Annotated in this window: 14 protein-coding genes; 9 read left to right on the top strand and 5 right to left on the bottom strand. The window is 63.2% G+C overall.

What is annotated here, in order from left to right; genetic code table 11:
• Nucleotides 1–4: 4 nt before the first annotated feature.
• Nucleotides 5–1,183, bottom strand: coding sequence for a tRNA 2-thiouridine(34) synthase MnmA (gene mnmA, locus AC0VX3_RS08325; RefSeq protein ID WP_475524313.1), 1,179 nt, complete (start codon nucleotides 1,181–1,183; stop codon nucleotides 5–7).
• Between the two features lie 400 nt (nucleotides 1,184–1,583).
• On the opposite strand from mnmA, the gene AC0VX3_RS08330 reads away from it, so the two are divergent.
• The 9 genes from AC0VX3_RS08330 to flhA all read left to right on the top strand — a co-directional run bounded on the left by AC0VX3_RS08330 (nucleotide 1,584) and on the right by flhA (nucleotide 12,900).
• A complete protein-coding gene (locus AC0VX3_RS08330; RefSeq protein WP_475524314.1) occupies nucleotides 1,584–3,599 on the top strand; it encodes a flagellar hook-length control protein FliK in 2,016 nt (671 codons plus the stop codon).
• A 30-nt stretch (nucleotides 3,600–3,629) separates the two neighbouring features.
• Nucleotides 3,630–4,289, top strand: a complete 660-nt coding sequence (locus tag AC0VX3_RS08335) for a flagellar hook assembly protein FlgD (protein ID WP_475524315.1) — start codon at nucleotides 3,630–3,632, stop codon at nucleotides 4,287–4,289.
• 487 nt (nucleotides 4,290–4,776) lie between these two features.
• Nucleotides 4,777–5,052, top strand: coding sequence for a CtrA inhibitor SciP (gene sciP, locus AC0VX3_RS08340; RefSeq protein ID WP_475524316.1), 276 nt, complete (start codon nucleotides 4,777–4,779; stop codon nucleotides 5,050–5,052).
• 474 nt (nucleotides 5,053–5,526) lie between these two features.
• The gene (fliF, locus tag AC0VX3_RS08345; protein WP_342895512.1) at nucleotides 5,527–7,140 is read left to right on the top strand and encodes a flagellar basal-body MS-ring/collar protein FliF; all 1,614 of its coding nucleotides are present in this window, start codon (nucleotides 5,527–5,529) and stop codon (nucleotides 7,138–7,140) included.
• On the top strand, nucleotides 7,140–8,189 hold the full coding sequence (gene fliG, locus AC0VX3_RS08350; protein ID WP_342895511.1) for a flagellar motor switch protein FliG: 1,050 nt from the start codon (nucleotides 7,140–7,142) through the stop codon (nucleotides 8,187–8,189). The genes fliF and fliG overlap by 1 nt, the downstream gene beginning before the upstream one ends.
• Nucleotides 8,189–8,920, top strand: coding sequence for a FliH/SctL family protein (locus AC0VX3_RS08355; RefSeq protein ID WP_475524317.1), 732 nt, complete (start codon nucleotides 8,189–8,191; stop codon nucleotides 8,918–8,920). Before fliG ends, AC0VX3_RS08355 begins: the two co-directional genes overlap by 1 nt.
• The gene (gene fliN, locus AC0VX3_RS08360; protein WP_342895509.1) at nucleotides 8,917–9,252 is read left to right on the top strand and encodes a flagellar motor switch protein FliN; all 336 of its coding nucleotides are present in this window, start codon (nucleotides 8,917–8,919) and stop codon (nucleotides 9,250–9,252) included. The genes AC0VX3_RS08355 and fliN overlap by 4 nt, the downstream gene beginning before the upstream one ends.
• 12 nt (nucleotides 9,253–9,264) lie before the next feature.
• Complete coding sequence (gene flbD, locus AC0VX3_RS08365) at nucleotides 9,265–10,617, top strand: sigma-54-dependent transcriptional regulator FlbD (RefSeq protein ID WP_342895508.1); 1,353 nt, start codon at nucleotides 9,265–9,267, stop codon at nucleotides 10,615–10,617.
• 111 nt (nucleotides 10,618–10,728) lie between these two features.
• Nucleotides 10,729–12,900 (top strand): flagellar biosynthesis protein FlhA, encoded by a 2,172-nt coding sequence (gene flhA / locus AC0VX3_RS08370; RefSeq protein WP_475524318.1) that lies wholly within the window; start codon nucleotides 10,729–10,731, stop codon nucleotides 12,898–12,900.
• A gap of 233 nt (nucleotides 12,901–13,133) precedes the next feature.
• Here flhA and AC0VX3_RS08375 read toward each other — a convergent pair whose 3' ends face one another.
• The 4 genes from AC0VX3_RS08375 to AC0VX3_RS08390 are packed head-to-tail and all read right to left on the bottom strand — an operon-like array spanning nucleotide 13,134 to nucleotide 18,019.
• Entirely contained in the window at nucleotides 13,134–14,507 is a 1,374-nt protein-coding gene (locus AC0VX3_RS08375) for an FAD-dependent oxidoreductase (RefSeq protein WP_475524319.1), read from the bottom strand.
• Nucleotides 14,488–15,354, bottom strand: coding sequence for an isocitrate lyase/PEP mutase family protein (locus AC0VX3_RS08380; protein WP_475524320.1), 867 nt, complete (start codon nucleotides 15,352–15,354; stop codon nucleotides 14,488–14,490). Before AC0VX3_RS08380 ends, AC0VX3_RS08375 begins: the two co-directional genes overlap by 20 nt.
• Nucleotides 15,351–15,971, bottom strand: coding sequence for a cysteine hydrolase family protein (locus AC0VX3_RS08385; RefSeq protein ID WP_475524321.1), 621 nt, complete (start codon nucleotides 15,969–15,971; stop codon nucleotides 15,351–15,353). Before AC0VX3_RS08385 ends, AC0VX3_RS08380 begins: the two co-directional genes overlap by 4 nt.
• Nucleotides 15,968–18,019: a hydantoinase/oxoprolinase family protein gene (locus tag AC0VX3_RS08390; protein WP_475524322.1), complete on the bottom strand. Its 2,052-nt coding sequence runs from the start codon at nucleotides 18,017–18,019 to the stop codon at nucleotides 15,968–15,970. The genes AC0VX3_RS08385 and AC0VX3_RS08390 overlap by 4 nt, the downstream gene beginning before the upstream one ends.
• Between the last annotated feature and the right edge of the window lie 6 nt (nucleotides 18,020–18,025).

Genomic DNA, 18,025 nt, shown 5'->3' on the forward strand with positions numbered 1-18,025 from the left:
CCCGTCAGGCGGCCGTAACCGGCGCTTCGTCCTGTGGAAAATCGATGGTCCAGGAGCCGGTGCGCTCGGTCTTGTGGATCCAGCCGCCGCCCAGAACACGGGCGGTTTCATCGTCGCCGTCGAAGAAGACGCAGGCCTGGCCGGGGGCGACGCCGGTTTCCGCGCTGGAGAGGTCGACAAAGGCCTTGCCGTTGAGGATCCGCAAGGTCGCCGGCGCCGGCGGGCGGGTGGAGCGGACCTTGGCGAAGATCTCGATCTCGTCGCCCTCGTCGAGGGGCTGGTCGCCGATCCAGTTCATCTCGCGCAAAAGGATCGTCCGGGTCGCCAGCGCGGCGCGCGGGCCGACCACCACACGGCGTTCCTCCGGGTCGAGGCGAACCACATACAGCGGCTCGCCGGTGGCGACGCCGAGGCCGCGGCGCTGGCCGATGGTGTAATGAATGATGCCGTCGTGCCGGCCGAGGGTCCTGCCGTCCATATGGACGATCGCGCCCGGTTCAGCCGCGTTGGGGCGCAGCTTGCGGATGACGGCGGCATAGTCGCCGTCCGGCACGAAGCAGATGTCCTGGCTGTCCGGCTTGCCCGCAACCGACAGGCCGAATCCGGCGGCCAGTTCGCGCACTTTCGACTTGGGCATGCCGCCGAGCGGAAACCGGACGAAGTCGAGCTGCTCCTGGGTTGTGGCGAACAGGAAATAGCTCTGGTCCCGGTCGAGATCGGCGGGCCGGTAGAGCGCGCGCCTGTTGCCCGCCGCCTCGGAGCGCACGTAATGGCCCGTGGCCAGGGCGTCTGCGCCCAGGTCCCGCGCGGTCTTCAGGAGGTCGGTGAATTTGACCGTCTGGTTGCAGGACACGCAGGGGATCGGCGTCTCGCCGGCAATATAGCTGTCGGCGAAGCGGTCCATCACCTGTTCCTTGAACCGGCTTTCATAATCCAGAACGTAATGGGGAATGCCGATTGTCTCCGCCGCCCGGCGGGCATCGTGAATGTCGACCCCGGCGCAGCAGGACTTCGCCTTGGCGACCAGGGCGCCATGATCGTAAAGCTGCAGCGTGACGCCGACGACATCATAGCCCTGCTGCTTCATCAGGGCGGCAACGACCGAGCTGTCGACACCACCGGACATGGCGACGACAACGCGCGTGTCTTCCGGGCGGCCGGGCAGATCCAGACTGTTTCGCATTCTCTCAAGCTTCCAGAAATCCTGGCCGATCATGCGCACCGGACGCTTTGCGCATCCGGGCCGCCCGCTCCGGTCAGGAGGACGCGGGCCGATCTCGGGGACGCTTCCCCGGGCCAATACGTATCGTTGACGGCACTATACAGATATGGGCGGAGGATGCCAAATGCGCTCTCTGCATAACAGGGCAGCACGCGGGGTCAGCACACGGGGCCAACATGGCAGGCACGCATTGCCTGACCGGCAAAGCTTGCCGCCCGCCGCCCGCATTCCCGGGCAGGCAGGTGAGTATTTCCTCAATGAATTCAGTCGTCTTTTGAAAGTATCAGGTTGGCCCGATGTTTGCTTCTGTTCCTCCGACGACATGTGCCCGCAGTGACGGGCGAAGATTTCGGGGGCGCACGTGCTGCCATTTGGACTTACAACGGATGTATCTGCCGGGGCGCTTGCTGCCGGTGCCGGGCAAGTGCCGGGGGCTGCGGGCGCGGTCGCCGGTGGGCTTGCCGCGAATTCCGGGCCCGGAGCGCGGGAGACAGGTTTTGCCGACGAGCTGAAGGCGCTTGGCGCGCAGGACGCTGCGGCAGCCGATCCGGGCGCGGCCACTCAGGCTGGAGCCGTCGCGCAGGGGCAGCCGCAGACAAGCTCGGCGAATGACGCGATCCGGGTGCTGGGCGAGGCCGCCGGAGACGCTGCGGCGCCGTCTCAGCCGCTGACGGTGGCCCTGCTTACAGATCCGGCCGAGGGGGCAGGTCCGGACGGGGCCGCGCAGGCGGCCGCGACGGGTGCGGTGCCGGAGGGTGATGCGGTACCGGGCGAAGAACAGGCAGGCGAGCAGACTTCCGACATGCCGATGCCCGGCGAGGCCGTTCCGGCCGTAGCCGCGATGGCGCCGGTATTTCCTGGCGCGGAAGCGGCGTTGCCTGATGCGGCCGTGCCGGGGGGCGGTTCCGGAACTTCATCTGTATCTGCGCCGGGTCTGGCATCTTCGGGGCCGGTGCCTTCGGGCGCGGCGCCTTTGGGTGCCGGCACTGGCGCCGGGAATGGAACTGGGAATGGCGCCGGTTCAGTGGCAGGCGCGGCCGGCGGGATTGCACTTGCTGCCGGCGGCGGGGCCGCAGATCCGCAGCTGTCTTCAGCGGCAGGGGTCGCAGGAGGCACGAAGGGGGCAGGTGAGGGCGCAGGCCCGGCCGTTTCGGTGGATGCCTCCGGTCAGGATGCGGTCAAGGCCGGGCGGCGCTGGACCAACGAACTGGCCCAGGAATTCAGGGCACCCGCACCGGTTCAGGTGCCTGCAACTCCGGCGGCGGCTTCCGCCGGCCTTGCAGCTGCCGGCCTGGCAGCAGCGGGTGTGCCGGTGGGCAGTGAGGCCGCCCTCGCAACGATGAATGCCGGAGCGCTGCCGGCCGGCAACGGGTCGAAACCGGACCAGTCCGGTCCGGCGGGTGCCGGTCCGGCCACTGGTCAGGCCCTGCCGGTGCCGGTTGCCACCGTACCTGTGACGGCGGCGCCGTCCGGCGGGAGCGCAACGGGTGAGGCTGCCGCGACGACGGCAGGTCCTGCCCAGACCGGCGCTGCGCCGGCTCCGGTTGCGGCCGGGGCTGCGGCGTCTTCCGGGGATGCGGCGAGCGGGCTGTTGCCGCCGCTGCCTGAAAACGGTTCATCCGCCGGAGGCGAGAGCGGGGCGTCCGACAAGCTCGCGGCCGGTACGTCGCAAACGGCCACCGGGCCGGCATCTCCCGGCGCCGGTCAGGGCGGGGCTGAAACCGGCCGGGGGCCGGCGGCGCGCCTCGACGCTCAGGCCGGTGCCGCCGGGCCTCAGGCCGCCCTTGCTGCAGCATCGGCTCTGCTGCCGGAGGACGCCGAGCTTCCCGCCGGCACACCGGAGCCCGGAGCGGGCACGGAATTCATCACGGCGAGCGTGCGCGGCGGCGACCTGAACGGCGCCATGCGCACGGAAAGCCTGCAAACGCCCACCCAGACCCAGTCCTCTCACGCGGCCACACAGGTTGCGGCCGAAATCGTCCGGAACCTGAAAAACGGACACACCCGGTTCCAGGTGCGGTTCGACCCGCCGGAACTCGGTCGTGTGGACGTCAACATGAAGGTGTCTGCCGACGGCAGCGTTCAGGCGCATCTGATCGTTGAACGGCCGGAGACGCTCGACATGTTCCTGCGGGACCAGCGGGGCCTGGAACGGGCCCTGGAAGCCGCAGGCATGTCCGCCGACACCGGAGACCTGCAGTTCTCCCTGAAACAGGACGGCGGCGGTGACTTCGCTTCCGGCCAGGGCGATGGCGACCGGCAATCGGCTTCCGCAGAGGACGCGTCCGACGGATCGTCCGACACAGATCAGGAGGCCGGCGACAGGGTCCGGCTGATGCTCGCCGAACAGCGCGGCGGCCTGGACATGAAAGTATAGAGGGCACGGTATCCGGCCCAGGAGTGAAACATGACCACAATACCTTCGACATCCGCAGCTGCCGCCGGCAGCAGTGCCGCCGGCAGCCAGTCGGGCCTGATCGCGAATTACGAGCTGTTTCTGAACATTCTGACGACGCAGATCCAGAATCAGGATCCGCTCGATCCGCTGGACTCGGCGGAATACACGTCGCAGCTGGTGGAATATTCGAATGTTGAACAGTCGATTCAGCAGAACAAGAATCTCGAGGAAATCATAGCTTCGCTGCAAAGCAGCCAGAGCCTCAGCTATGTCAACTACATCGGCAATGAAGTCACGGCCGATGCCTCGACCACGGCGCTCTCGGGCAGCCAGGCAAGCTGGGACTACGACATCACCGAAGCCGCCACCGGAACCTTCGAGATCCGCAATTCGGGTGGAGCGGTCGTCTACAGCGGCGATGTGGAGCTGGACGCGGGCAGTGGAACCTTCCACTGGAACGGCCAGACGGATTCCGGTCAGGACGCCGTCGACGGGCTCTACACCATCTCCTTCGACGTCAAGGACGCGTCCAGCCGGTCGGAATCCGTGCGGACGACCGTTTCCGGGGTTGTCGACAGTGTGGACTGGTCCAGTGGCGAGCCCATCCTGCAGGTGGGCAATCAGCGTTTCCCCGTCAGTGCCGTCATGTCGGTCGCTCGCCCGTCCTGACGCGTCCTGCCGCATTCTGACCTGCCCGGGAGCTGAGCCACTTTCCCGGGCGCGCCTGAATTTTCCGTGGGTCCGTCCGGGCGGCGCTCTCCGCCGACCGGTTTGAAGGCGGTCGGTACGGCTTTCGTACCGGAAGGGCCGGAGAACTGGCGTTTCGGCCGGACAAGGGCGGGCCGGGCGCTGAAGGCCTTCTGCTCGATTGACTCCCGAAAATGATGAGACGGATCTGGATCAGGGGTCGTGGATGGCGCTTGCGCAATTTGCGAGTCTGTTCGCTTTGCCTCGCAAATTGCACGAGCAGGTAAACATGGTTAACAAAACCTGTTATGGGCATTTACAATTGGAGTATATCTTTTCGTAAAATCGTAAATACTATTCATTAAATTTGGATTTTATAGTTAATAAAAACTCAATTTTGCTTTAGTCGTTTGTTAAGCGACATCCTGTAATCTCTCTAAACCTTGGTCATGGTTAGTGTGAGAGTACAATGACCGAACAAATTCGTTCGCGTGTTAAATATGTCATCGGACCCGACGGAAGCCCGCTCACCATAGCGGACCTGCCGCCGACGTTGACAAAACGGTGGGTCATCCGCCGGAAGGCGGAAGTTGTCGCTGCTGTTCGCGGTGGTCTTCTGTCTCTGGAGGAGGCCTGCCAGAGATACACTCTGACAGTGGAGGAATTCCTCTCCTGGCAGAGCTCCATCGAAAAGCACGGCCTGGCCGGTTTGCGGGCAACGAGAGTCCAGCAATACCGGAACTAACCGGGACCATTGCGGAAAACAAGGCGCGCGTTGCGCCTTGGAAGGGTCGGCTGTGCCGGCCTTTTTTTTGTCCGGTTTTTGTCCGCGCCGAGGCAATCAGGGCCATCGCCGACGGCCATGTGTGCCGCCGGGCTCAAGTGACTTCCGGGGCCACATGGATTTCAGGCCAGGCGCGGTCGTGTCGCTTGCGCGCGCCTTCGGAGCCGTGATGCCCGGTGTGTTCGGACAGGGCCGCCGAGCGAAGTCCGGGCAAAACTTATCCAAACATTAACGCGGTAGGCAGTTTTTCCCCACCTGAGTTGCGTTTTGCATTAAGCGAAAACGCGGAAAGCCGCCAATTCGCGATCGCGCAGCCCGGGTCGTTAACCTCTTGTTAACCGTCTGGGCGGCAAATTTTGCCCATCGAAGGTGTGGCGTGCCAAGCCGACTCCCCTAATAACGGTAGTGGCATGTTTCAAATGCGGGCGGGCATTCGTGAACGGACTGACAGATTTCATAAAAGCCTTGGGGCCAACGCGCATAGCTGCGATGGGCGCGGTTGCCGCGATCCTGATCGGTGTGTTCGCGTTCATCATCTTCCGGGTTACGGCGCCTCAGATGACCACGCTCTACAATGAACTCACGCTGGAGGATTCCGCGGGCGTCGTCTCCCAGCTGGAAAGCCAGGGCGTGCAGTTTCAGCTGAAGCGGCAGGGATCGACCATTCTTGTGCCGAGGGAGCAGGTTGACCGGCTGCGGATGCAATTGGCCGCTGAAGGCCTGCCGACGGGCGGCTCCATCGGTTACGAGATCTTCGACCGGAGCGACACGCTCGGCGCGACCAGTTTCGTTCAGAACATCAATCATCTCAGAGCCGTCGAGGGTGAGCTGGCCCGATCTATCAGCTCCCTTGACCGCATTCGTGCCGCCCGCGTCCACCTGGTGATTCCGGAGCGGCAGCTGTTCCAGAAGGACCGCCGTCCGCCCTCCGCCTCCATCGTTCTGAATGTGCGCGGTGCTCTCGGCCCCGGAGAAATCCGCGCGGTTCAACACCTGGTCGCCACGGCCGTCGACGGAATGGACCCGGACCGGGTGTCGATCGTCGACGAAAGCGGCCGTCTGCTGGCCTCTGGCGTGGGCAACGACGAGGACGGCATGGTTTCCGCCTCCCTGCAGGAGCGGACCGTGGCGGTGGAGACCCGGCTGCGCGACCAGATCGAGGAGATCCTGAATTCGGTGGTCGGTCCGGGCCGGGCCCGGGTCCGGGTCAATGCGGAAGTCGACTACAACCGCCTGACCGAGACGACTGAAACCTTCGACCCGGAAGGCCAGGTGGTGCGCTCGACCCAGTCCAAGGAAGAGGCCTCCTCCGCCGTGTCCCGGAACGGGCAGGTGACGGTCGGCAACCAGCTTCCCAATGCGGACGCGGGGCAGGGCGAAGGCGAGCGCGATACAGCGACGCTGACCGAAGAGATCGTCAACTACGAGATTTCCCGCTCGACCCGGACGGAAATTGTCGAGGCAGGTCAGGTCAAGCGCCTGTCCGTGGCCGTCCTGGTCGACGGCACCTACGAGCCAAACGGCGACGGCGACAACGTTTACACGCCCCGGTCCCAGGAAACCCTGGACCGGATCGCCGTTCTGGTGCGCTCCGCAGTCGGCTTCGACCAGGGCCGGGGCGACAGTGTCGAAGTGGTGAACCTGCAGTTTGCCATGCCGCCGCAGGGCGATCTTCTGGCCGAGGGAGACGGCCTGTTCGAGTTCACCCGTGACGACATTATCCGGTTTGCCGAACTGGGCGTCCTGTTCCTGATCGCGCTGCTGCTGCTGCTGTTCGTGGTCCGCCCGCTGCTTCGCCGGATCGTCACACCGGAAGAAAAGCAGCCCCAGGAACTGATGATTGGACCGGACGGCACGCTTGTGGTCGAAACGGAGGTGCCTATGGAAGCCGCCGAAGACGACGCATTCGTCATCGAATGGCTCGAACAGGCCAAGCAGGAAGGCGCCATGCAGGCAAGCTCGATTACCAAGGTTGGCGAAATGATCAAGGACCATCCGACCGAAGCGGTGACCATCGTCCGCGGCTGGCTGGATGAGCAGGCGGCCTGATGGCAAGCGATCAATTACAGAACCAGCTTCAGGTCAATGCCGACGAGGAGGATCGCGAGCTCAAGGGCGCGGAGCGGGCCGCTGTTCTGCTGTTGGCCCTCGGAGAAACCCATGGCGCTCCGATCTGGCAGAAACTGGACGAGATCGAGGTGCGCCAGGTATCGGCCGCGCTTGCCAATCTCGGTCCCGTCACCCCCACCATGCTGGAGGACCTGTTCAAGGACTTCGTCCGGCGTGTGAGTTCCACCGGCGCCCTGACCGGAAACGTGGACGCCACCGAGCGGCTACTGGGCAGTTTTCTTCCCGGCGACAAGGTCTCCGTCATCATGGAGGAGATCCGGGGTCCGGCCGGGCGCAACATGTGGGAGAAGCTCTCCAATGTGCAGGAGAACGTTCTCGCGAACTATCTGAAGAACGAATACCCGCAGACGGTTGCGGTGGTGCTGTCGAAGATCAATTCCGACCATGCGGCCCGGGTGCTCGGCATTCTGCCGGAAGAGCTGGCGCTGGAAGTGGTCAGCCGCATGCTGCGCATGGACGCGGTGCAGAAGGATGTTCTGGAAAAGGTGGAGCAGACGCTCCGGGTCGAATTCATGTCCAACCTGACCAACACCTCGCGGCGCGACAGCCACGAGATGATGGCCGAGATCTTCAACAATTTCGACCGGCAGACGGAAGCCCGGTTCCTGGCGGCGCTCGAGGAAGACAATCGCGAGGCGGCCGACCGCATCAAGACGCTTATGTTCACCTTCGACGACTTGCTCAAGCTGGATGCGGCAAGCGCCCAGACCCTGCTGCGCCACGTGGAAAAGGACCAACTGGCGATCGCGCTCAAGGGCTCCACCGATGCGGCCAGGGACTTCTTCTTCGGCAACATGTCGTCGCGGGCGGCGAAGTTGCTGCAGGACGACATGGACGCGCTCGGACCCGTCCGGCTGCGCGACGTGGACGAAGTGCAGACGAGCATGGTGAACAAGGCCAAGGATCTGGCCGCGAAGGGCGAGATCATGATTTCCAAATCCAAGAGCGATGACGAGATCATTTACTGATGCGTGAGCCGGCAGGTAGCTACAACAGAATGGGCAGCATGACCAACCCGTCGAAATATCTGTTCAACATGGACTTCTCCGAACCGGAGGAGCCGGAAGTGGTTGCGCCGCCCGAACCGGAAATCCCGATGATGCCGGTCGGTGAACACAAGCAGCTTTTGAAGACGGCGAAGGCCCAGGCCTTCGAGGAAGGCCGGGCGAAGGCGCTTGAGGATCTGCAGACCAAGCAGGAGACTCTGTTGACCGCGGAAGTCGGCCACCTGGTGTCCGCGGTCGGCGATGTCCTGAAAACTCTCGATGACGTGCAGGCCACCCGCGAGAAAGACGCCATCAGCCTCGCATTTCTTGTGGCCAGACGCCTGTGTGCACACCTGATTGCACGCCAGCCGCTGGCGGAAACGGTGGCGTTGGTGTCAGAATGCCTGGGACCGTTGCGCAATGCTCCGCATCTCGTCATCCGTATTGCGGAAAAAGACGTCGAGGCGCTCAAGAGCCAGGTGGATCCCATCGTGGACGAGAAGGGCTTCGAAGGCCGTCTGGTGATCCTCGGAGAACCCGAAATAAGTCGCGGGGACTGCCATATCGAATGGGCGGACGGCGGCATCCGGCGGGACCGGAAAGCACTCGAGACAGAGATCGACGCGAGCATACGCACCTACCTGCGGGCGCGAAGTTCAGAAAAACGCGCAAAGGCACCCGTCGCACCGGCGGAAAAGGGAACTGACGAATGAGCGACGAACAGGACACAAACATCCCGCTCGACGAGCTGGAAGCACCGGAGCGTCCGGCCGATGACGGTGAGCCGCTCGTGGCCCAGTCTGCGGCGGATCTCGAAGCCGTGTTCGACGTCCCGGTCCGGATCTCGGCGGTTCTCGGGCATTCGAAAATGCATGTGTCCGAGCTTCTGAAACTGGCGTCCGGAACCGTTCTCGAACTCGACCGGAAAGTCGGTGAAGCCATCGACATCTATGTGAACAACCGTCTGGTCGCGCGCGGGGAAGTTGTCCTGGTGGAGGACAAGCTGGGCGTGACCATGACGGAAATAATCAAGACGGATCGATAGGAAGAACAGCGGATGCGTCTGTTAATAGTCGGAACTCTCGGCGGCCAGCTGACAATGGCCTCAAAGATCGCGATGCAGGGCGGGGCTCAGGTCACCCATGCGGACGATGTCGAGGGCGCGTTGAAAGTGCTCAGGTCCGGGCGTGGCGCGGATCTCCTGATGGTCGAGGTGCATCTCGATATTGCCGGCCTGATCGCCAAACTCCAGAGCGAACGCGTGCATGTGCCCGTGGTTGCCTGCGGCGTCGAGACGGATGCGCAGGCGGCCGTGTCCGCCATCCGGGCAGGGGCCAAGGAATACATTCCGTTGCCGCCGGATCCGGAACTGATCGCCGCCGTGCTGGCAGCGGTCGCGCAGGAGCGCGGCGACCTGATCTACCGGGACGACTCCATGGCGTCGGTTGTCAAACTGGCGGAACAGGTCGCGCCCTCGGAGGCGTCCGTGCTGATCACGGGCGAGTCGGGGACCGGCAAGGAAGTGATCGCCCGGCACGTTCACAAGTGCTCCAACCGAGCGTCGAAGCCGTATATTTCGATCAATTGTGCCGCCATTCCCGAACATCTTCTGGAGTCCGAGCTTTTCGGTCACGAGAAGGGCGCGTTCACCGGAGCGGTCGCGCGCCGGATCGGCAAGTTCGAGGAAGCCGACGGCGGTACGCTGCTGCTCGACGAGATTTCCGAGATGGATGTGCGCTTGCAGGCGAAACTGCTGCGCGCCATCCAGGAGCGGGTGATCGATCGCGTCGGTGGCACCCGCCCGGTGCCGGTCAACATCCGTATCCTGGCGACCTCCAACCGGGATCTGGCCGACAGCGTCCGTCAGGGCCAGTTCCGTGAAGACCTTCTGTTCCGGCTGAATGTGGTGAACCTCAAGCTGCCTCCGCTGCGGGCGCGGCCGGCCGATATCATGGAACTCGCCCAGTTTTTCATCAAGCATTATTCCGAGGCGAACGGGGTGCCGATCAGGCCGGTCTCCGCCGAGGCGCGCCAGGCGCTGATGTCCAATCCGTGGCCGGGCAACGTGCGCGAACTGGAAAACACCATCCACCGGGCCATCCTGCTGGCCAGCGGCGAAGATATCGGCGTCGAGGCGATCCGCATGCCGGACGGCTCGCCACTGAGCGGCTCCAAGGGCGCGGCGGAGCGGGCCGCCCAGACGGCGGAAGCGGTGACACGCTCGTTTGTGGGGCGCACCGTCGCCGACGTGGAGCGGGATCTCATTCTGGACACGCTGGATCACTGCCTCGGAAACCGGACCCACGCGGCGAAAATTCTGGGAATCTCGATCCGCACCCTGCGCAACAAGCTGAATCAATATACCGATGAAGGGGTCAGCGTTCCGGCTCCCGGCGAAGCCCGCATGTGAGACCCCGGCCCGGTAAGGGCCGAAACAACAGAATCGGCCCGGTCGGACCCCGGGGCAATGAAATCGGCGCCGGGAACACCCTTTTGGCGCAGTTGAGGATACCGAAGCGGAATGTCGGACACGGCAGCAGGCGGACAAGACGGAGCCGCACCGGAGCAGAAAGCGGTTGCCGTTCCCCCGCAGGGGGGCGGCTTTTCCGGCCTGCCCAGCCTCCGGGAGCTGATCGACACCCTGCGCAAGGGCGATATCGGTCTGGCGACCGGCATCCTTGTGATCCTGACGCTCCTGATCCTGCCGATGCCGCCGGTCATGCTGGACATGTTCCTGGCCGTGTCGATCATCTTTTCGGTGCTGGTCCTGATGACCGGCCTGTTCATCCAGAGACCCCTGGAATTCTCGTCGTTTCCAACCGTTCTGCTGATCGCGACCATGTTGCGGCTCGGTCTCAACATTGCCTCGACGCGGCTTATCCTGGCCAACGGACACGAAGGGACGGCGGCGGCGGGAAATGTCATCCAGTCCTTCGGCAACCTGGTCATGGGCGGGAATTTCGTCATCGGGATCATCGTGTTCGCGATCCTGGTGATCGTGAACTTCGTCGTGATCACCAAGGGCTCGGGCCGTATCGCAGAAGTGGCGGCCCGGTTCACGCTGGACGCCATGCCCGGCAAGCAGATGGCCATCGACGCGGATCTGTCCGCGGGCCTGATCGACGAAGGCGAGGCCAAGTCGCGCCGGAAGGCCCTGGAGGACGAAAGTTCCTTTTTCGGAGCCATGGACGGTGCCTCCAAATTCGTGCGCGGCGATGCCATCGCTGGTCTGCTGATCACCTTCATCAACATCCTGGGGGGCATCTTCATCGGTGTTGCCCAGATGGAGCTGTCTTTCAGCGAGGCGGCCAACAATTACACGCTGCTGACCATCGGCGACGGTCTGGTCTCCCAGATCCCGGCGCTCATCGTGTCGACCGCGGCCGGCCTTCTGGTCTCCAAGGCCGGCGTCCATGGTGCCGCCGACAAGGCGTTGACGAGCCAGTTCACCGGCTATCCGAAGGCGCTCGGCATGTCCGCGGCGGTCATGGTGGTCCTGGCGCTGCTGCCGGGCATGCCGATCTTTCCGTTCATCAGCCTGGCCGGTCTGGCCGGCTATCTGGCCTACAAGACAAGTTCGAAGAAGAAGCAGGACGCTGTCAAGGTCGCCAAGGACAAGGCGGTCGAGGCAGCGCCCAAGCCACCGCCCGAGCCGCCGATCACCGATGCGCTGAAGATGGACGAACTCAGGATCGAGCTGGGCTACGCGCTGCTGCCGCTGATCAACGGCAAAGCCCAGGGCGACGGCGACATCCTGACGGAACAGATCAAGGCGCTGCGCCGCCAGGTCGCCGGCGACATGGGCGTGATCATGCCGCCCGTGCGTATCCTCGACAATATTCAGCTCGGCGCGAACGACTATGTGATCAAGGTCAAGGAGGTCGAGGCCGGGCGCGGCGTGCTCTATCCGAACCACTTCATGGTGATGGATCCGGCCGGTGGTCAGGTCAAGCTGCCGGGAACGCACACCACCGAGCCGACCTTCGGCCTGCCTGCGACCTGGGTGGAGGCCCAGTACCGCGAGGACGCGTCCCTGCGCGGCTATACCGTGGTCGATCCGGCCACCGTTCTGTCCACCCATCTGACGGAAACGATCAAGGCCAATATCAGCGAGCTGCTGACCTATGGCGATGTCCAGAAACTCCTGAAGGAGCTGGAAGGCGAGCAGGCCAAGCTGGTCGAGGATCTGATTCCGTCGCAGATCACGGTGTCCGGTGTGCAGCGTGTGCTGCAGACCCTGCTCAACGAGCGGATCTCCGTGCGCGATCTGGGAACCATCCTGGAAGGGGTCTCGGAGGCCACCGGCATGACCCGGAACACCGATACCATCGCCGAACACGTGCGCACCCGCCTGGGCCGCCAGATCTGCGCCGCCAATCTGTCGCCGGGCGGATATCTGCCCCTGGTCGCGCTGTCGCCCCAATGGGAGCAGGCGTTCCTCGAGGCGATCGTCGGCGAGGGCGACGACCGGCAGCTTGCCATGCAGCCGAGCAAACTCCAGGAATTCGTCGGCCGCGTGCGCGATGCCTTCGAGGAGGCCGCCCAGCAGGGCGAGGTTCCGGTGCTCTTGACCTCACCGCAGACCCGCCCGTTCGTGCGCTCCATCGTCGAACGCTTCCGCGCGCACACGACCATCATGAGTCAGGCGGAAGTGCATCCGCGCATCAAGCTGAAGACCATCGGCTCGATCTGACTGGACGGGCCGGCGTATCAGAACATCCGATACCTGTGCCCGGCAGGGCGTTTGTTTCAGGCTCGGGGCCCGTTGACCGGGCACACGACGCTCTTCGCGACAGAACCGCCACCCACAGAACAATGCGGCGATGACCGGTAGGGGAGAGGCTTTGGTCCCGTCCGGGGTCAAAGTGGCGGGAATTTCAGATGGCGCTGGAAGCGCCCGGAAGGTCCGGTGAGAGACCGGTCCGTCTATTCAGACTGGCCGGCCAGCTTGCCCAGAACGACCGCACTGAGGAGGCCGTTTCCGGAGAGATAGCCGCTGTCAGACTGTCCCGATACACCGCAGGCAGCGCCTCCGCAGGCGAAGAGATTGGGGAAAGGCACGCCGTTTTCGTTCAAGACCCGGGCGTGTTCATCTGTCTTGAGGCCGCCTTGCGTGTGGAACAGGGCCCCGGTAACGCGCACACCGCAATAGGGTGGCCTGAGAGGTTCGTTTCCGAACTTTCGATTGAACGCATCGGTCCCGTTCTCGGGAATGCTTTCTATCGTTTTCAGAAAGGCGTCGGTCGGCAGTTCGAATTGCCGGGCCAGGCCCTCCAGCGTATCGCTCGTCTTGATCGCTCCGGCCGCTTCTGCCCGCTTGAAGTCCTCGAACTGGCGCGCCACTGCGGCGATCCGGCTGTCGAAAATCGAGTAGGCCTGACCTTCGGGCTGCGCCAGAACAACGCGCGCAGCCTCGGAGTAGCCCTGCGATTCATTCCAGAACCGTTCGCCACTGCAATTGACCTGGACACCGCCCTCGGCAATCACCGCCCATGTGATCAGGATTGCGTGCGGGTGCGCGACGTTTCCATGGCCCTGATACGATCCCAGGTGACCCAGATCGGCACCGATCTCCTGACCCCATAACAGCGCTTCCCCGCGGTTGCCGTCGTGACCGAACCACAGCCCGTTTTCAATCGAAGGTATGAAGCGGCTGACCAGTTCGCGATTTCCGCCAAATCCATTGCAGGCAAGGATCAATCTCCCGCAGCCGATTGTCTCGACACCGCCGTCCGGCCGGGTGACCGACACGCCATGGACGTGGCCGTTTTCGTAAAACAGACGGTGCGCCCTGCGTTCGCAAATGATGTCGATGCCGCAGGCCTCGCAGGCCGCGCGGAGTGCGTCGATCAGCTCCGTCCCGGACCGTGTCGGGAGACCGTGCATTCGCCGTCTGCGGTGGCCCGGATAGTCAAAATTGGAGATAACGGAAAACGGCAATTCATAGGTGTCGCTGAGCCAGTCGATCAACGGTCCTGAATGGCTGGCCAGCCGGTCCACGAGATCCTGCTGGTTCTCGCCGTTGGCTTTCGACTGAATGTCGATTGCAAAGAGCTCGGCACTGTCGTCGATGCCGGTTGCCTGTTGCGCCCTGGTACCCGCAGCGGGGATGAGGCCGGCGGACAGGGCCGTGGAGCCGCTCGGGACGGCATCGGCTTCTATCACCAGGACAGACTGGCCGGCTTCATGGGCGGCAAGTGCGGCAACCAGCCCGCCTGCGCCTGCACCAATGATCAGCGTTTCACATGACAGGTCGAATACGGCAGGCGGTGGCGCGGTGTCAGCTCTGGTTTCGATCATATTTTACGCCCTGGGCAAGCATCGCGGGCGTGCCGATCACTTTGTTGAGGCCGTCGAAATCGAACATTCTGTCAGAAAACGGCCTGTTGCTGCCATTGTCGCGAAGGCTTTCATAGTATTCACAGGCCGTTCGAGCGATGGCGCGCACAATTCCGCCGGGAAAGATCACGATCGAAAAGCCCTGTTCTTCCAGATCGTCAGCGCCCGTGATCGGCGTGGCCCCGCCTTCGACCATGTTTGCCAGCAAGGGAACGCGATTGGCGAAGTGTTGCGCGACGTCCGTCAGCTGCTCGCGCGTCTGAGGGGCTTCTATGAAGAGCACATCGGCGCCGGCTTCGAGATAAGCCTCGGCGCGATCGATCGCGGCATTGAACCCTTCCACGGCAATGGCGTCGGTGCGTGCAATAATCAGCGTTTCACTGGATTTGCGGGCATCGGCCATGGCCTTCACCTTCCCCGCCATTTCGCTTGCCGGTATCAGGGACTTGTCGGCCAGGTGACCGCAGCGCTTCGGATAGGTCTGGTCCTCGATTTGCAGGGCGGATGCACCAGAGCGCTCATAAAGCCTCATGGTGCGCTGTGCATTGAGCGCGTTGCCGAAGCCGGTATCCGCATCGATGATCACCGGCAGCCCGGTTCGGTCAGCGACCAGCGCCATGGTGTCCGCCATCTCGGTTACGGACGTAAGCCCGATGTCCGGACGGCCAAGACGGGTATAGGCAACCGCAGCACCGCTGAGATAAAGCGCCTCGAAGCCGGCATCGGTGGCCAGAGTGGCCGTCAAACCATCGTAAACACCGGGTGCCAGAAGAATCTCTTTTTGCAAAAGGCGTGTCTTCAGGCTCATGCTGCACTCTCCAGCCATGCCAACGTATCAGCACAGCTCATTTGTTCGGTGACCGTCGCCAGCGACAGAAGCGTTGCGTCGTGGACCTCTTGCCGAAAAGCCGCACACCCATCCGTCAACATGAGCGTTTCGATATTGCGCAGGTGCGCGTCACGCAAGGTGGACGCCACCCCGCCGTTCGTGACGATGCCGCCGACAATCAAAGTGTCGATGCCGGCCGCCTTGAGGATGTATTCCAGCCGTGTCTGATAAAGGGCTGAATAGGCAACCTTCTCGACCACATAGTCGGCAGGCGCAAGCTCATCAACCAGGTCATGTCCAAATTTGCCCGGCGCAAAATCGCCTTTGCCGAGAAAGGGGCGCAGTTTTTTCAGATGCGGCGAAACAAGAGGTTCACCACTGGCATCCGGCACCAATGTGAACTGAGCCGAGATGTAGTGGCCACCCTTGGCCCGCAGCGCCTTTGCGATCGGGGCGATGTGCCGCGGCAGCGACAGGATGTTTTCAGAGGACTGGCCAGCGCGTCCATAGGCACCTTCCGGGTGGAGAAAGTCGTTCTGGAGATCGATCGTCAGGAGCGCGGTGCGGGTCAAGTCCCATGATTTCCAATCGCTCATGACAGATCCTCCGAAGGTTCAATGATCGTATTGCCGAAAGTGTCGACCCGGGCGAGCAGACCAGGTTCCACCAGCACCGTCGTATCGGGCTGTTCCAGAATCGCCGGTCCTTTTATCACGGTGCCAACCGGCAGATCGAGGCGGTCGTATATCGCTGTCTCGTGCCAGGAGCCACCAAAATGAACCGGGCGGTTCGATTTGGCCGAAACGGGTCCGGTCGTGGTCGGAGCCAGGGTGTGCAGATCGAACTTGGGCCGTTTGCCGGTCACTGCGCTGCGCAGGTTCAGGATGCGGCGCACGCCTTTGTCCAGCAACCGCCCGAAGGTGGCCAGGTAGGCAGCGTCGAAGGCCGCTTCGATCTCCGCCCGGGTCGGCGGTATCACCCTGCCGCCCTCGACCGTGACAGCGAGTGGGACCGAGACCGTGTGCGTCTGGCCGATGTAGGCCATGTCCAGTTCGAAGCTCACCTGCCGTGCTTCAAAAGTGGTGCGTGCCGCATCCAGCAAGGCCATGCCCTGATCGGCATGGCTTTGCATGAAGCTTCCGAGAGATTTTTCGTCGAGCGAACTCACGAGAGAGTTTATCGTCTGCACGAAATCCTGACGCATGTCGGCGATCACGCAGCCCATGGCGGAGGTCACGCCGGGATAACGCGGGACGATGGCGCGGGCGATGCCAACGTCCGCCAGCATTGCACCTGCGTGCAGGGCACCGCCACCGCCAAAGGGCATGAAAGCAAACCGTTTGGGATCGAAGCCACGTTCGATACTGACAAGGCGAATGGCACCGGCCATGCGGGAATTCGCGACCCGCAAAATGGCTTCGGCCGCCTGGAGCGTATCGAGCTTCAAAGGAGCGCCCACATGCGTGTCGATTGCTTTTGCAGCAGCCTCGACATCCAGCCGCGCGAGCTTGCCGCCTATCGGATTTTCAGGATCGATCCGGCCGAGAACCACATTTGCGTCGGTTACCGTCGGCCGATCATTGCCGAGCCCGTAGGCAACAGGGCCGGGATCGGAGCCTGCGCTTTCGGGGCCGATGTTGAGCAATCCCCCCTTGTCGACCCAGGCAATCGAGCCACCGCCAGCGCCTATTGTCGTGATTTCGATCATGGGGTTTCGGACAACCATGCCGAAGTCGATGGACGTCTGCGGCGACAACATCGATTGTCCCCCGGCAATCAGCGACACATCAAAACTGGTGCCCCCCATATCGCCGGTGATGATGTTGTCGAACCCGGCGGTTTCCGCAATATAGCCCGCCGCAATGACACCGGCAGCCGGCCCCGACAGCGCTGTGCGGACAGGAAGCCTGCAGGCGGTATCGACCGCCATGACGCCACCGTTGGACTGGACAATCATGAATTCGCCGTCAAACCCGCCGGATTTGAGCGCCTGTTCCAGCCGGTCAAGATAGCCGGACACTTCGGGCTGCAGGTAAGCGTTGAGCGCCGTGGTGGAAAAACGTTCAAATTCGCGGATTTCCGGCAGGATCTCGGACGACGCCGACACATGCGGATTGGGCCAGATAGCGCGAACGGCGGAGACCGCTTCGGCTTCGTTTTCCGGATTGGCGAAGGCATTGGCAAAAAGGATCGCAACCGCTTCACAGCCTTGATCGCGCAATCGGGCGGCCGCTGCCCGGACAGCATCAAGATCCACCGGTGTGCGGATGGAGCCGTCCGCAAGCGTGCGCTCAGGGACCTCAAGTCGATTTCTCCGATCGACGACCGGTTCGAAATCACCTCTCAGGCCCCAGGTTCTCGGACGGTCCCGGCGGCGCATTTCCAGAACGTCGCGCAGGCCCTGTGTGCATATCACGCCGGTTTTCGCGCCTTTGCGTTCCAGCAAGGCATTGGTGCCGGCCGTTGTGCCGTGCACGACAACCGAGATTTTCGAAAGATCGGACACTTCACGTCCAATCCCGTCGAGGAACCCGCCGGACTGGTCCGGACGTGTTGTCGGCACCTTGGCCACGGACGCGCTGCCGTCGGATTCGTTCAGGACAAAAACATCCGTGAATGTGCCGCCGACATCGACACCAATCATGCGCCC

Source organism: Roseibium sp. QJM3NY_11, from assembly GCF_056173175.1.

Bases quoted from the DNA above. Each gene is read 5' to 3' on its own strand.
- sciP (WP_475524316.1), top strand. From the start codon at position 4,777: ATGACCGAACAAATTCGTTCGCGTGTTAAATATGTCATCGGACCCGAC.
- AC0VX3_RS08375 (WP_475524319.1), bottom strand. From the start codon at position 14,507: ATGATCGAAACCAGAGCTGACACCGCGCCACCGCCTGCCGTATTCGAC.
- flbD (WP_342895508.1), top strand. From the start codon at position 9,265: ATGCGTCTGTTAATAGTCGGAACTCTCGGCGGCCAGCTGACAATGGCC.
- fliG (WP_342895511.1), top strand. From the start codon at position 7,140: ATGGCAAGCGATCAATTACAGAACCAGCTTCAGGTCAATGCCGACGAG.
- flhA (WP_475524318.1), top strand. From the start codon at position 10,729: ATGTCGGACACGGCAGCAGGCGGACAAGACGGAGCCGCACCGGAGCAG.
- AC0VX3_RS08355 (WP_475524317.1), top strand. From the start codon at position 8,189: ATGCGTGAGCCGGCAGGTAGCTACAACAGAATGGGCAGCATGACCAAC.
- fliN (WP_342895509.1), top strand. From the start codon at position 8,917: ATGAGCGACGAACAGGACACAAACATCCCGCTCGACGAGCTGGAAGCA.
- AC0VX3_RS08335 (WP_475524315.1), top strand. From the start codon at position 3,630: ATGACCACAATACCTTCGACATCCGCAGCTGCCGCCGGCAGCAGTGCC.
- AC0VX3_RS08380 (WP_475524320.1), bottom strand. From the start codon at position 15,354: ATGAGCCTGAAGACACGCCTTTTGCAAAAAGAGATTCTTCTGGCACCC.
- AC0VX3_RS08385 (WP_475524321.1), bottom strand. From the start codon at position 15,971: ATGAGCGATTGGAAATCATGGGACTTGACCCGCACCGCGCTCCTGACG.
- AC0VX3_RS08390 (WP_475524322.1), bottom strand. From the start codon at position 18,019: ATGATTGGTGTCGATGTCGGCGGCACATTCACGGATGTTTTTGTCCTG.
- mnmA (WP_475524313.1), bottom strand. From the start codon at position 1,183: ATGCGAAACAGTCTGGATCTGCCCGGCCGCCCGGAAGACACGCGCGTT.